The 13,231-nt window shown below is 55.2% G+C and carries 15 protein-coding genes; 5 read left to right on the top strand and 10 right to left on the bottom strand.

Annotated features, from left to right (window positions below; translation table 11 throughout):
* Nucleotide 1 precedes the first annotated feature (1 nt).
* Entirely contained in the window at nt 2-451 is a 450-nt protein-coding gene (locus tag LJ739_RS10870; protein WP_229160375.1) for an acyl-CoA thioesterase, read from the top strand.
* A complete protein-coding gene (locus LJ739_RS19135) occupies nt 448-1,524 on the top strand; it encodes an aspartyl protease family protein (RefSeq protein WP_229160373.1) in 1,077 nt (358 codons plus the stop codon). The genes LJ739_RS10870 and LJ739_RS19135 overlap by 4 nt, the downstream gene beginning before the upstream one ends.
* Here the strand turns inward: LJ739_RS19135 and LJ739_RS10860 are convergent.
* From LJ739_RS10860 to prmB, 5 genes are read right to left on the bottom strand one after another with little or no spacing between them, the layout of a single operon-like run.
* Nucleotides 1,514-2,314 carry a hypothetical protein gene (locus LJ739_RS10860; protein ID WP_229160371.1) on the bottom strand — a complete coding sequence of 267 codons (801 nt, stop codon included), beginning with the start codon at nt 2,312-2,314 and terminating at the stop codon, nt 1,514-1,516. The two genes, LJ739_RS19135 and LJ739_RS10860, sit on opposite strands and share 11 nt — an antisense overlap.
* Complete coding sequence (locus LJ739_RS10855; protein WP_229160369.1) at nt 2,307-2,768, bottom strand: hypothetical protein; 462 nt, start codon at nt 2,766-2,768, stop codon at nt 2,307-2,309. Before LJ739_RS10855 ends, LJ739_RS10860 begins: the two co-directional genes overlap by 8 nt.
* Nucleotides 2,765-3,928 (bottom strand): MFS transporter, encoded by a 1,164-nt coding sequence (locus tag LJ739_RS10850; RefSeq protein ID WP_229160367.1) that lies wholly within the window; start codon nt 3,926-3,928, stop codon nt 2,765-2,767. The genes LJ739_RS10855 and LJ739_RS10850 overlap by 4 nt, the downstream gene beginning before the upstream one ends.
* Nucleotides 3,928-5,019: a chorismate synthase gene (gene aroC, locus LJ739_RS10845; protein ID WP_229160363.1), complete on the bottom strand. Its 1,092-nt coding sequence runs from the start codon at nt 5,017-5,019 to the stop codon at nt 3,928-3,930. The genes LJ739_RS10850 and aroC overlap by 1 nt, the downstream gene beginning before the upstream one ends.
* 20 nt (nt 5,020-5,039) lie before the next feature.
* Entirely contained in the window at nt 5,040-5,972 is a 933-nt protein-coding gene (gene prmB, locus LJ739_RS10840; protein ID WP_229160361.1) for a 50S ribosomal protein L3 N(5)-glutamine methyltransferase, read from the bottom strand.
* A 112-nt stretch (nt 5,973-6,084) separates the two neighbouring features.
* Here prmB and smrB point away from each other — a divergent pair, with 112 nt between their 5' ends.
* Nucleotides 6,085-6,648, top strand: a complete 564-nt coding sequence (smrB, locus tag LJ739_RS10835; protein WP_229160359.1) for an endonuclease SmrB — start codon at nt 6,085-6,087, stop codon at nt 6,646-6,648.
* A 122-nt stretch (nt 6,649-6,770) separates the two neighbouring features.
* Nucleotides 6,771-8,144, top strand: coding sequence for an HD domain-containing phosphohydrolase (locus LJ739_RS10830; protein ID WP_229160357.1), 1,374 nt, complete (start codon nt 6,771-6,773; stop codon nt 8,142-8,144).
* A 120-nt stretch (nt 8,145-8,264) separates the two neighbouring features.
* Here LJ739_RS10830 and LJ739_RS19065 read toward each other — a convergent pair whose 3' ends face one another.
* Nucleotides 8,265-8,387, bottom strand: coding sequence for a hypothetical protein (locus LJ739_RS19065; RefSeq protein ID WP_267494300.1), 123 nt, complete (start codon nt 8,385-8,387; stop codon nt 8,265-8,267).
* Nucleotides 8,388-8,565: 178 nt separating this feature from the next.
* Between LJ739_RS19065 and LJ739_RS10825 the strand changes: the two genes are divergently transcribed.
* Nucleotides 8,566-9,003, top strand: a complete 438-nt coding sequence (locus LJ739_RS10825) for a nuclear transport factor 2 family protein (RefSeq protein ID WP_229160356.1) — start codon at nt 8,566-8,568, stop codon at nt 9,001-9,003.
* A 13-nt stretch (nt 9,004-9,016) separates the two neighbouring features.
* Here LJ739_RS10825 and LJ739_RS10820 read toward each other — a convergent pair whose 3' ends face one another.
* Genes LJ739_RS10820 through LJ739_RS10805 form a run of 4 tightly spaced genes read right to left on the bottom strand, consistent with a single transcriptional unit; the run spans nt 9,017 to nt 13,201 of the window.
* The gene (locus LJ739_RS10820; protein WP_229160354.1) at nt 9,017-10,213 is read right to left on the bottom strand and encodes an ABC transporter permease; all 1,197 of its coding nucleotides are present in this window, start codon (nt 10,211-10,213) and stop codon (nt 9,017-9,019) included.
* Nucleotides 10,210-11,412 (bottom strand): ABC transporter permease, encoded by a 1,203-nt coding sequence (locus LJ739_RS10815; protein ID WP_229160352.1) that lies wholly within the window; start codon nt 11,410-11,412, stop codon nt 10,210-10,212. Before LJ739_RS10815 ends, LJ739_RS10820 begins: the two co-directional genes overlap by 4 nt.
* Nucleotides 11,409-12,074: an ABC transporter ATP-binding protein gene (locus tag LJ739_RS10810; RefSeq protein WP_229160350.1), complete on the bottom strand. Its 666-nt coding sequence runs from the start codon at nt 12,072-12,074 to the stop codon at nt 11,409-11,411. Before LJ739_RS10810 ends, LJ739_RS10815 begins: the two co-directional genes overlap by 4 nt.
* Nucleotides 12,071-13,201, bottom strand: a complete 1,131-nt coding sequence (locus tag LJ739_RS10805; RefSeq protein WP_229160348.1) for an efflux RND transporter periplasmic adaptor subunit — start codon at nt 13,199-13,201, stop codon at nt 12,071-12,073. The genes LJ739_RS10810 and LJ739_RS10805 overlap by 4 nt, the downstream gene beginning before the upstream one ends.
* Between the last annotated feature and the right edge of the window lie 30 nt (nt 13,202-13,231).

Raw genomic sequence — 13,231 nt, 5'->3', positions numbered from 1 at the left:
CATGTCACTGCGCGATGAAGACTGGGATTATCCTGCTCCCTACGTCCATCACTGGGACATCGCCGCCGATGAGATTGACCACTACAATCACGTCAATAATGTTGCCTATGTGAAAATGCTTGAGACGGTCGCCTGGGCCCATTCCAACAACCTGGGACTGAGCATCGACGAATACCGCGCGCTGGACCGGGGCATGGCCATACGCCGTCATGAGATTGACTACCTCGGTGCTGCATTGCTCGGCGACACTCTGGCATGCGCTACCTGGGTAGTGACCTGTGATGGGCGTCTTTCGCTGACACGTCATTTTCAATTCCGCCGCCTCAGTGACGGCAAAACCCTGTTGCGGGCACAAACCGATTTTGTCTGCATCGCGCTGTCCAGTGGCAAGCCCAAGCGCATGCCGCAGCGCTACGCCAGTGTCTATGGGGCGGCCAAGGTGCAAGAGTGAACAGGATCGCGATATGGCTGGCCCTGTTGCTACTGTTTTCGGTAGCCATGAACCTGTGGCTCTACCAACAGTGGCAACAGGACCGCCACATCGAGTCGCAAACGGCCACCAACGACAACGCACCGACACCGCAGGTTGCCGTACCAGCATCTCAACCGGCCTCCCCAGCGACGGTTGTGGCATCCGACCCACTGCAACGGATCACCGATTTGTTGACTGCCAGACGCTACGCCGAGGCCCGTGATGCCCTGCAATTGCACCTGCAGCGTTTCCCAGACGACATTGAAGGGTTGCTGTTGGAAGGGCGACTGACCGAACAAACCCAACCGGTGATTGATGCCATCGCGTTTTATTACCAATTGCTGGAGCGTTCATTGAGCACCCAGCACCAGGCTGAAATTCACCGCCGTATCGCCGCCTTGACCGAGCCCAGTATTGGCAACTTAAAAAGCATCAAAGCCTGGGCCATTCTGGCCGATTTTGTCGAGCCCTTATGGCAATTTGCCCCCGATAATCGCGATTATATGCTGGCCCTTGGCGAAGCCTACGCCCGTCAGGCCATGCCCACACTGGTCGACTTTGTACTGGCCTCTTTGCCGCCGGATGATCCGGACAGCTTGCGCATACGTCATATTCTGGCCGCCAGCAGTACCCCCGCGCCAACGGCTACCGCATCCACCGCGATCCCGCTACGCCGCCAGGGCGATCATTATCTGGTCAACGCGATGCTCAATCAGTCACAGGTGACGTTGATGCTCGATACCGGCGCATCCACCACCGCCATTAGCCGCGAGACGTTTGCGCGCTGGCAGGACGATGCAGATGTACGCTACGTGGGTGAATACCGGCTCAATACCGCGGGTGGTCAAATCACCGCGCCGGTATACCGCTTCCTGGCCTTGTCGCTGGGCGATGAGACCCTGTCTGATCTGGCGGTTGTGGTGCTGCCGGTGGAACGGATTGGCAACAGCGATGGCCTGTTGGGCATGGATGTACTGCGGGAATTCGTGTTCAGCATCGATCAGAGCAGTGCAACCCTGTCGCTGTCACGGCGCGCGTCGTTTACAAATTAAGGGGATCATCACTGGACGGAGGCCGGTATGCCTGGATCGCTTGCGCCACCGCGAAGTCTTCCAGCATCAGGGTCAGCCCCTGCCCACTGCGGTTACCACTGTCAGGCGCAAAGCCACACAATGACAACAACGATTGCCATTTTTCATCCGACCAATAGCGACACCGTTTGAAACCACTGATCAATTCCGCCTCCCCGTTGTCTGACGCTTGAAAGCGACTTCGGGGTGTCACAATGAGATCGTTGAAATGCTCGCCAACGGCATCACGATAAGGCAAATCTGCCGGCAACTTTGCGATCAAATCCTGCAATCGAACACCGTTGCGACCGGCAGGGGCAATGTTGTCCAGCGCCGGCATTGACCAGGGAGCACCGTATTTGTCCCGCGCCCGTTGCAATACTTGCTGCCACAACGGTGCAATATCCTGATAGGCGGATGCCAGCGTGTAGTGCACCTCGATGTTATGAATGAAACCATGTTGCGGGTCAAAGTTCAGGATCACCGTCTGTTCCAGGCGGGTCTGTTGATATGCACTGGAGAAAGACACTTTAACCCTGCGGCTGCGACTGCCACCGGTGATGTAATGCAATGATCCGCCTTGTTCAAGCAGGGCTTTAACCCCCTCTACTACCGGCTCACCCAACCGCACATCGCGAATATCCCAGTCGGAACGGACAGCCAGCGTATTGCCGCTGTTGAAGCGCTCCAATCCCGGCACTGCGATTGGATCGGCCTTAACCGCCAGCGTAACGGCGCACAACAGCGCAAAGGTGGCAAATGATTTAATCATTACTCTGTTGCTCCACCAACCACTGCTGCAACGAGGGCGGGCAGGCAAACCCTTGCTGGTCGAGCCATACAAGTGCGTCTTGCCAGTGCTCAAATGACTCACGTAAAAAGTCTCCTCGCTGCTTGCGCATCATACGATCCAACTGAAAATGTTTGACGGGGTGCTGACGGTACACGAGCGCCACCCGGGTTCCCCCCTGGTGAAAACACCAGTCTACCAGTGCGCGGATTTCCGGTTCAATATCCGGCGTTCCCAACCCCCAATCATCCATCAAGACTAAATTGGCCCAGGGACCTTGTGCCTGCTTGTCGATGATCTGCACCAACTGATCGGCATAGCGTTTGGCCGTCTGTCCGTTCCACTGTCCACGTACACAGGAAATCAATAGCGGTGCTTCGAAGCGGAGTTCAAATTTGCCCCGCGCGGAACGCTGATGATGGATGTCTTGATTCATTCGTTTTCCCAGTGCCGTCGCGGTAAGCACACAATCAATACCGCTGACAGACCCGCTGCCAGTGCCGCCAGCGTAAACGCCAGTGTAGCACCACTCCCCTGCTGCCAGAAAACCCCGGCCAGATAATTGCCCAACGCGCCGCCAGCACCAAACCCCAGACTCACATACAAGGCTTGTCCGCGGGATTGAAAATGGCGCGGAAAGTAGTGGCGAATAAAAGCCACCGAGGCCGCGTGGGTCAATCCAAAGCTGAACGCATGCAGCAATTGACTGATAATCAACACCACAGCAATGTCAGCGTACCATGCCAGCATACTCCAGCGCAGTGCAGTCAACAACACACTGATGGCCATACAGGCTTTAATGCCACCTTTGGCGATTAATCGCCCGGCAAACACAAACACCACGATTTCGGCAACCACACCCAGCGCCAGCAAATACCCGGTGGTTTCACCATCATAGCCCAGATCACGAAGGTACAACGAAAAGAAGCCATAAAACGGACCGAAGCTCATCTGCAACAAGGCGGTCGCCGCGATGAACACCACAAACGGAATGGCCAGGGCGCGGCGCCAGCCGCCTTCGGCACCAGCAGCAGCGCTCACTGATGGCGGTTGGGCGGGTAAACACAGTGCAGCGACCAGTAACCCACTTAATACCCACACGGACACATGTACCGGCGCTTCGCTGCCCAGCCAGTCATACACCCAACCGGTGGTAATGGTCAGTACAATGAAACCGACACTGCCCCACAGTCGGATGCGATTGTAGCGCTCCGGATCACTGTCGACCTGATTAAGGGTATACACTTCCAACTGGGGTAAAATGGCGGTCCAGAACATCATCATCAGTCCCAGACACAGGGTAATTGGCCAGTAGCCGTCCACCAGATAGAGACCGAGAAAACTGATTAGACTCAGCGCGCAGCCCAGACGCAAAATCGACAGGCCCTTGCCGGAACTGTCAGCCAGCCCCGCCCAGAGGTTAGGGCCAAGGATCCGCGCCAGGGTGATCAGCGCAAAGATTTCACCGATTTGTTGTGACGAAAAACCCCGTCCATCCAGAAAGATGCCCAGATATGGCACCAATACCCCAAGGATACCGTAGTAGAACAAGTAGGTGGTACTGATCCACCGGCGTGGGGCGGTAGTCACCGCCACTAGGGGGCAATGACCGGTGTCGTGCTCTTCACATCAGCATTCTGTCCACGATGTCGCAGCAAATGATCCATCAAAACCAGTGCAGCCATGGCTTCGGCAATAGGCACTGCGCGAATGCCGACACAGGGGTCATGCCGACCTTTGGTGATCACTTCGGTAGGCTGACCCGCTGTATCAATGGTATTTCCCGGCACCGTAATACTGGAGGTCGGTTTCAGCGCCATATGGATCAGAATATCCTGCCCTGAAGAAATCCCACCGAGCACACCACCGGCATGATTACTGGCAAAGCCTTGCGGCGTCAGCTCATCACGATGTTGACTGCCTTTTTGCTCCACCACCGCAAATCCGTCACCAATCTCCACGCCTTTGACCGCATTGATGCCCATCATGGCGTGGGCCAGATCGGCGTCGAGTCGGTCAAAAATGGGTTCACCCAGACCAACCGGGACGTTTTTTACCACCACCGACACTTTGGCGCCGATGGAATCACCGGATTTCTTCAGATCGCGCATATAGGCATCCAGCGCATCCAGTTTGCCCGGCTCTGCGCAGAAAAACGGATTGTCATTGACCACCGACAAATCTTCACAGGCCAGCGCGATAGGCCCAAGTTGAGACAGGTAGCCGTGGATCTCAATGCCATGGCGGGTTTTGAGGTATTTTTTGGCAATGCCACCGGCCGCCACACGTATCGCGGTTTCCCGCGCCGATGAACGTCCGCCGCCACGGTAGTCACGCAACCCGTACTTTTGCTGATAGGTGTAGTCCGCGTGACCGGGGCGGAAGCGGTCTTTAATTTTGGAGTAATCCTGACTGCGCTGATCTTTGTTGCGGATTAACAGGCCGATGCTGGTACCGGTGGTTTGCCCTTCAAACACGCCGCTGAGAATTTCCACCACATCATCCTCACGCCGTGCCGTGGTGTAACGTGACGTACCGGGCTTGCGTCGATCAAGGTCCACTTGCAGGTCTGCTTCACACAGGGCCATCCCCGGCGGGCAACCGTCAACCACTCCACCAATCGCGATACCATGGCTTTCACCAAAGGTCGTGACCGTAAACAACTTACCAAAGGTATTGCCAGCCATCGTGTGTTCGAGCTCCTTGTTTATCCGTTAAAGTAGTCTGCCAACTGGCCCTTGCTAACTGCAAAGACACCATGGCCACCGTGTTCAAAGTCCAACCAGGTCAACCCCAGGCCGGCAAACTTGTCGTCCATTGCCACCATGCTGTTGCCGACTTCCACAAACAACCAGCCATTGTCGGTAAGGTGGGTCAACGCCCCCCTGAGCAATCCTTCGATCAGATCCAGACCATCCTCACCGGCAGCCAGGCCCAGTTCCGGTTCATGGTGAAATTCATCCGGCAGATCGGCCATGTCTTCGGCATCTACATAGGGTGGGTTCGACACAATCAAATCATATTGCTGGCCTGCCAGTTGGGAGAATAAGTCTGACTGGAGCGGATACACCCGATGCACCAAATCGTGTTCAGCTATGTTGATTTCCGCCACTTGCAGCGCCTCGCTGCTGATATCCACTGCGTCCACCGTCGCATCCGGGTATTGATACGCCAGTGCAATCGCAATACACCCGCTGCCGGTACACATGTCCAGAATACTGCTCGGTGAAGTTTCTACAAAGGGTGCGAACCCATTACTGATCAGTTCGGCAAAGGGGGAACGTGGCACCAGTACCCGCTCGTCAACGTAAAACGGCAGGCCACAGAACCAGGCTTCATGGGTCAGATACGCCAATGGCTTGCGGGTGGTGATACGCTGTTGCAACAAGGCTAAAACCGCGACTTTTTCTTCTGCCGTCAGGTTAGACTGTAACAGGATATCCCCGGCCTTGAGGTAGACATCGTGGGATAAATGCACGGCATTGAATACCAGTGCCAGCGCCTCATCCCAGGGGTTGTCTGTACCATGGCCGAAATAGAGATCGGCGCGATTAAACTGGCTGACGCACCAGCGTACCATATCCAATACGGTGGAAAGTGCCTTCACGTCAGGGCTGGCGATAGGATCTTGTGTACTCATGTAATCTGTAAACCGGTTTCAGGTGAGCGATGGGCCCTTGCGGCGCCCGGTGGTGTCAAGATGACAGGCATTTTGCTATGCTTGCGCGATATTTTCCCATACTTTTGGCACTATGAAAAAACCTTCCGATCTTGATCCGGACGACGGCAACTGGTTTCGTGACCAGTTCAAGGATGTTGCACCGTTAAAACAAGACAAGATACCGCCCCCCCGGAAGACCGGCAAGGACAATTTGCGCACCCAGGCAAAACGGGCTGCACATGGGCCCGATCCTCGCCAGGTACATGCCCAATTTCACTTTTCCGACCAATACCAGGCCCATTTTGACAGCCAGGGTCCGCTCAAATGGGTGCGCGAAGGCGCAGATACCTTTGAAGTCAAACGTTTGCGCCGCGGTGAATACCCGCCCGATCTGATCCTGGACCTACACGGTCTGACCCGTGAACAAGCCAAACTGGAAATCGCCGCGCTGGTGCACGCAGCACAACAGCAACAGTACCACTGCGTGTGTATTGTGCATGGTGTGGGTGGCCAAATACTGAAGCAGCAAGTTCCCCATTGGCTGGTGCAGCATCCGGCCATTTTATGTTTTCATCAGGCGCCACTGGAATGGGGCGGTCAGGGGGCCTTGCTGGCATTGATTGACCTGCCCAGGGACACGATGGACAGACGCTGATCACTCTAGACCAAAGACTAATGGATTCAATTGGTTACTTTTCAGACAATTAAGGCATATGCAACGGCCCTCACAGGGCCTGCACAAACGACATAAACGACCCCAGCTGTTCAGGAGTTGCTATGCCAAAAGCTCACACTGTCGGGCTCAACCAAGCAAACGTTGTCTGCATCTCTGCTAATGCCGACACGCAAAACTGGATCACAGCCAGCTTCGCGGGTACTGGCGTGACGCTGAGCGTTTGTGCGCCTGATGAACAGGATCGCCTGGCACAACAACTGAACACAGATGTCGCGATTGTCGATCTGGGAACCGATCCGACAGCCATGCTGACGCCCTTATGTACCCTGAACACCTTGCTTCCCCACTGTTTTGTCATTGGCCTTGTGCATGGCGATCAGGCCGCTCCCTTGATCAAGGTGGTAAACCAATGTGATCTGGACCGTTTTGTGCCCTTACCGAATAAAGCTGCAGTGCTACTCAAGCACGTTGCCAATGGTGTTCAGAATGCCCGCCTCAAACGTGAAAACGAGCGACTTGAAACCCTGGTTCACAAGCAGAACCATCAGCTCAAGTCGATGGCGCTGGATTTGCGCGACAAGGTGCTGCAACGCTCCCGCCAGTTATATTCATCACTGACGCAGTTGCAGCAACATCAACGTGCCTTTGAGCAGATGCTGTACAACTTTATCAGTATCGATCCTTACCTTGATGGCAAGCGGGCCAAAGACATCAGCTATACGGCGCAGCAGGTGGCCAAACGCCTGGGTTTGAGTGATGGGCAAATAGAACAGTTACGTCTGGCCGCCGTGCTGGGCGAGATCGGCAAACTGGGCCTCGATGTGCCGCTGCTGAAAAGGCCGTTTAACAAGCTGACCTACCAACAGCAACAAGGCTTCTACGCACAAATTCAACACGCCGAAATGATCCTGTCGCCGGCCAGCCATCTGGACGATGTGAAAGCCATTATTCGCCATCAGTTTGAGCAGGTATCCGGCAGCGGATATCCGGATAAGCTGCGCGGCAAAGCGATCCCCATCGGTGCGCGTATTCTGGCCGCTGTGCGTGACTACTACTGGTATGCCACCGGAGAGATGACCGGCAATAAAATGCCTCATCGGGCGATAAAACTGGAGATGCGTCAGTTCGAGCGACTGAAATACGACCCTCAGGTCCTCAAAGCCCTGTTTAGCCAATTGGCGGAAAAACCCCGCCACCTGGACGAGTATGCTTTGACCACAGATGAGCTGAAGCCAGGCATGGTGCTGAAAAGCAACCTGTACAATGACGAGCATATTCTGGTGCTGTCAGAAGGCACGGTGCTCACCGAGGTCAACATTGCCCGTCTGAAAGGCATTGAAGCCAAGCATACCGGCTTGTTGGTGCTGGATATACGTAAGCCGGAAACGGCCTGTGAGGCGGTCGATAGCGACAATGAAACGGCGTCTTCATCAAGCGTTCAGGACCTGAGTACCGAGACCCCAGTCACTGCGTAGAATCAGCCACCACAGCATACAAAAAAGCCGCGAACAACACCGTTCGCGGCCGAATAATACCCTGTAACGGGATACAAGGTCGGGAAGTCAGGCTATACCGTCCAGGCGACTTTTCGCGTATTAAAGATCTTCGTGAGTATTGTGCACGAACAGGTACAGGTAGTAAGCGCAAATACCGATCACCACCCCCAGGCCCAGCAGAGAGCCCCATACAACAGGATCTTTCATCATAATGGATAACATGTCAGTCACCTCGTCAATTGGATTGGGAACAGCTTCAGACTACCAACCCCCTGTGATGGTGTATTGATCCAGATCAGCGTTTGGCACGGTAACTTCATTCGCGCAGCAATTTTGCTGCCTCGGTGAAAGAAAGTGCGCACGAACACTGTCCAGACTAAAAACGCCAAAAGGGATCATTATGCGAAACACCGTCAAAACAAGCCTATTACTGTTCACCCTGCTGAGCGCCTTCAGCACGCTGGCAACCCCCGCCAAAACCCTTGTACAGCAGTTCTATCAGCGCATGTTTGTGATGCAACAGGTAGACGACGCACTGAACAGCTTTGTTGCGCTTGATTACATTCAACACAACCCGTATGTCGCGACTGGGCGAGAGCCTTTGCGTCAGGCCTTCCAGCACTATTTCAGCCGTTATCCTGACGCAACCGTAACCATCAAGCGGATCATCGCCGAGCAGGATCTGGTCGTGGTGCACAGCCACTGGAAAACCTCACCTGAAGACCGCGGCAACGCAGTGATTGACATTTTTCGGGTGGAGGGAGACTTGATCGTTGAACACTGGGACACGGTACAAGCGATCCCCGAGCAACAGGCCAATGACAACGGCATGTTTTAATCCGGCCGGTTGTCTACTCTGCGCGCAGGGCTTCAATCGGTGGTAAACGGGATGCCTGTATGGCCGGTCGCGCGCCGGCCAGGATGCCAATGACCACTGATACGCCCAGCCCCAGCCCTGCGCTGGACAACGTCAGCAATGGTGGTAATTGTGGCAGTACCAAAGACAACACCATCTGAACCACGGTCAGGATCACCAGACCTGCCGCCCCCCCCAGCACCGCAATGAACACCGCTTCGCCAAGAAACAACCGGACTAACAGGTTTTGTTGCATGCCCAACGCCCGCAGCAGGCCCACTTCATTGCGCCGTTGCCACAGGCTGATGGTCAGAATGCTGTAGATCCCCACCGAACCGACCAACAGTGAAATACTGCCAATCGCGATACCGGCGAAGCGCACCACATTCAGTATGCCATCCAGCGTGTCCAGCATCTGGTCCTGGGTAACAATGGTAAAATCTTCCACACCGTGGCGGCGCAGCAGATGCTGACGGGCCTGTTCAGCCACCCAGTCACTGTTAAGGCCAGGTGAATACAACAAATCCACTTCCATCAGGGACTCACGATTAAACATCGACAAGCCACGAGCGGCAGGAATATACGCCATTTCATCCAGATCCATGCCCAGGAATTGGCCTTTGGGCGCGAACACCCCCACCACCGTAAAACGGCTGCCGGCAATCCGTAGTGGCTCCCCCAATGCCGGCGCGGTACCGAACAATTCCCGGTGCAGTTTGCTCCCCAACACCACAAATGCACGGGGGTGCATCAAATCATCGGCGGGCAGAAACTGTCCCTGTGCAACCGTCATCTTCCAGGCCTGCGCGGCGTAGTGGCTGACCCCGACCAATTCCGTCGCCCGGGTCAGGTTGCGGTATTTGATTTCTGCGGTACCCGCAACCACCGGGACGACACCCTCAACTTCGGGCAACGTGGCCAGGCTTTGGGCATCCTCAAGACTGATACCCCGATTGGTGCGCAGAATACCGGTAACCCCCATGGTGTCGGTTTTACCGGGTGTAATACCGATAATATTGCTGCCAAACTGAGTGAATTCGTTGAGCACAAACTGCTTCAGGCTGTCGCCCATGGCCGCCAACAGCGTGACCGCACTGACACCGATGGCAAACCCCAGTACGGTGAGGAAATTACGACTGCGTTGCGACAGTACAGAGGTTTTGACCCAATTGAGTGCATCGAATGTTTTCATCCCCGTAGCACCTCCACCGGTGAAACATTGGCCGCCTGCCGGGCAGGCAGATAACTGAATACCAATGCGGTTAATACCGCCACACCGACAGCCGACAAATGGGCCCACAATGGCGTTGCCAGTGACAATACCGGGATCCATTGATTGGCCAGACTGAGGATCAGTTGTGCCGCTCCCAGACCAAACGCTGAGGCAATCAGCACCAGCATCACAGACTCGGATATAAACAGACGCAATATCAACTGACGGCTGGCGCCCAGCGCCTTGAGCAGGCCAATTTCAGTGCGCCGTTGCTGCACGGATATCAGGCTCAGGTTCATGATCAGAATGCCCGCCACAACCAAACTGATGGCACCAAGCAACCCCACCACGGCGGTCAGGGTTACCATGATATTATTGAACGCTTCCATCACCGATTGCTGGGTGATAATGGTTATGTCTTCCTCGCCCTGATGACGCTGTTTGATCAGTGCATAAACGTCTTCAATCACCTTCTGCTGATCGACCAGGCCATTCAGATCAATCAGGATTCGAAACAGTGACGCCGAATTAAACAGGCTTTCGGCGGCCTTGACCGGCAAGATAACCGTATCACGCATATCCAGTCCCAGAGACTCCCCGCGCACCGCAAGCACACCCACCACCCGGTATCGATAATCATCAATGGTCAGCATTTCGCCCAGCGGGTTGTTGGGTGCAAACAATTCTTCCTCCAGTTCACTGCCGATCAGCGCGACATTGCGCGATACCTGTTCGGCATCGATGGGCAACGACTGTCCCATTGCGATCGAGAGCTGCCGGGCGGTGAGAAAGTCACGGGTGGAACCGATCACCATCACATTCTTCGAACGCGGCCCGACACTGACGTTGGCGGTACCCGCGATGATTGGCGCAACACTGCGTACCCCCGGAAGCTGACGGATGCTGTTAGCGTCGGCCAGGGTCAGGTCTCGGGTCGTGGTGCCATAAAAGGGCACACCGCCACCGCTGGTTTGCTTCTTGCCGGGCAGGATGATCAACAAATTACTGCCCAACATGGAAAATTCCCGTTCCACATACTGGCGGGCGCTCTCGCCCACGCTCACCAGTAACACCACCGCACTCACACCCAATGCCACGCACAACATCAACAAGGTTGTTCGCCAGCGATGCCGGGCAAACAGTTGATTGTTGAACTGGATGATGTCACGGGTTTTCATTGTTCGCTCAGTACCCCATCGACCATACGCACTTTGCGTAACGCACGCTTGCCCATTTCCATGTCGTGGGTCACCACCAACAGGGTCAAGCCCTGTTGGTTGAGTGATTCCAGCAAATGAATGATGTCGTGGCCTGAGGTCTGATCCAGGTTGCCGGTGGGCTCATCAGCCAGGATCACTTTCGGTTGGGTGACAATGGCCCGGGCAATGGCAACCCGTTGCAACTGCCCGCCGGACAACTGACCGGGTCGATGGTGGGCACGCTCCAGCAAACCCACTTTACTCAATACATCCTTGACCATGGCGTCCCGTTGGTCTTTAGGCACTTCGGCCAGGACCAACGGCAAGGCAACGTTTTCTGCCGCGCTGAGACGGTTGATCAACTGAAAGTTCTGGAAGATGAATCCCAGGTGCTGGCTGCGCAGCCGGGCGCGCTGCTCTTCTGTCATCTGGTGGGTGGGCTGATCTTCCAGCCAGTACTCCCCTTCATCGATGACATCCAGTAATCCCAACATGTTCAGCAATGTTGATTTGCCTGACCCGGAAGGCCCCATGATGCTGAGATAGTCACCTTGTGCAATGGTCAGGTTAATGTCCTTGAGTACATGCAGCGGTTCTTCGCCGGACGGATACCACTTGTTCAGTTGCTTAAGGGTTATCATTGTTGCGCCTGCTGGATGTTGACGCTGACCTCCATGCCCTCGGCCAAGTCACCATGTGCAGAGCCATTGACGACAATTTCCCCCTCAACCAGGCCAGACAGAACCTCGGACACTTGCCAGTTGCTCAGTCCGAGCGTCAGGGTGCGCTGTTGCAACACCCCGTCTTTGACCACAAACACCTGGTCATCGGAGAAAATCGCCTGGGTCGGCAGCACCAATACATCGTCATGCTGTTCAATCAGGATTTCCACATCCGCACTGTAGCCCACCAGCAGCGGCAGTGATTGATCGCCGATTGTCGCTTCCACATCCACGGTGCGGGCCTGCTTCTCCATCGCAAACACATAGGGGGCGATGCGGCGTACGGTGCCCTTCAATGGCCTGTCACGGTAGGCATCCAGGTGGATGGTTACCGCCTGCCCCAGTTGTAATTGCCCGGCATCCACTTCATCTATGGGCGCCGTCACATAAAAACAGTGATCATCAATCAAATCGACCATGGGCAAGGTGGGAATACCCGGTGGTGAAGGGGTGGCAAACTCACCGACTTCGCCGTTAATTTCGGCCACCGTGCCGTCAAACGGTGCGGTCAGTGTGGTTTTGCTCAATTGCGCCTTCAACACATTGATCTGAGCATCCGCTTGGGCAATGTCAGCAGTACTGGCTTTACAGGCCATTGCGCTGGCTTTCGCTTTGGACTGCACCAGGTCAAGCTGCTCTTTGCTGGCCAGGCCATCATCAATCAAACGGGCGATGCGTTTGGCTTCACGGCCATCCGCTTCGGATAACACACACTGACGCTCGGATTGATGCCCGGCGGCAATGCGGTGGGCTTCAGCCTGTTGTATCTGGGCCAGAATATCGCCCTGAAACAACGTCAACAGAATATCACCGGCTGCAACGCTGTCGCCTTCCGTTACGCGGATATCACTGATCTGGCCACCAATAGGCACTGACAATTTCGCCCGACGACAAGCCTCGACCGATCCAGATCGGGTATTGGTGACCTGTGACAGCACCGTGCCCCGGGTAACCTTGATCCCTTGAACTTGTGGCGGCGGTGATTGACCAAACCACCAAATTCCGATCCCCACAATCACTACTATGCCTGCCAACCAGACTTTCATGCGCATATCCCTCCGTGTGTATTCAGTACA

The sequence above is a fragment of the Fluctibacter halophilus genome, assembly GCF_020687825.1.
In the GTDB taxonomy this organism is placed as follows: domain Bacteria; phylum Pseudomonadota; class Gammaproteobacteria; order Enterobacterales; family Alteromonadaceae; genus Fluctibacter; species Fluctibacter halophilus.
The sequence above is the reverse complement of the archived record's forward strand: the minus strand, read 5'-3'. Positions and strand labels throughout refer to the sequence as shown.

Excerpts from the sequence above, each read along its gene's own strand:
- LJ739_RS10870 (WP_229160375.1), top strand. The coding sequence starts at position 2 with ATGTCACTGCGCGATGAAGACTGGGATTATCCTGCTCCCTACGTCCAT.
- LJ739_RS10860 (WP_229160371.1), bottom strand. The coding sequence starts at position 2,314 with ATGATTAAATCATTTGCCACCTTTGCGCTGTTGTGCGCCGTTACGCTG.
- LJ739_RS10855 (WP_229160369.1), bottom strand. The coding sequence starts at position 2,768 with ATGAATCAAGACATCCATCATCAGCGTTCCGCGCGGGGCAAATTTGAA.
- aroC (WP_229160363.1), bottom strand. The coding sequence starts at position 5,019 with ATGGCTGGCAATACCTTTGGTAAGTTGTTTACGGTCACGACCTTTGGT.
- prmB (WP_229160361.1), bottom strand. The coding sequence starts at position 5,972 with ATGAGTACACAAGATCCTATCGCCAGCCCTGACGTGAAGGCACTTTCC.
- smrB (WP_229160359.1), top strand. The coding sequence starts at position 6,085 with ATGAAAAAACCTTCCGATCTTGATCCGGACGACGGCAACTGGTTTCGT.
- LJ739_RS10830 (WP_229160357.1), top strand. The coding sequence starts at position 6,771 with ATGCCAAAAGCTCACACTGTCGGGCTCAACCAAGCAAACGTTGTCTGC.
- LJ739_RS19065 (WP_267494300.1), bottom strand. The coding sequence starts at position 8,387 with ATGTTATCCATTATGATGAAAGATCCTGTTGTATGGGGCTCTCTGCTG.
- LJ739_RS10825 (WP_229160356.1), top strand. The coding sequence starts at position 8,566 with ATGCGAAACACCGTCAAAACAAGCCTATTACTGTTCACCCTGCTGAGC.
- LJ739_RS10820 (WP_229160354.1), bottom strand. The coding sequence starts at position 10,213 with ATGAAAACATTCGATGCACTCAATTGGGTCAAAACCTCTGTACTGTCG.
- LJ739_RS10815 (WP_229160352.1), bottom strand. The coding sequence starts at position 11,412 with ATGAAAACCCGTGACATCATCCAGTTCAACAATCAACTGTTTGCCCGG.
- LJ739_RS10810 (WP_229160350.1), bottom strand. The coding sequence starts at position 12,074 with ATGATAACCCTTAAGCAACTGAACAAGTGGTATCCGTCCGGCGAAGAA.
- LJ739_RS10805 (WP_229160348.1), bottom strand. The coding sequence starts at position 13,201 with ATGAAAGTCTGGTTGGCAGGCATAGTAGTGATTGTGGGGATCGGAATT.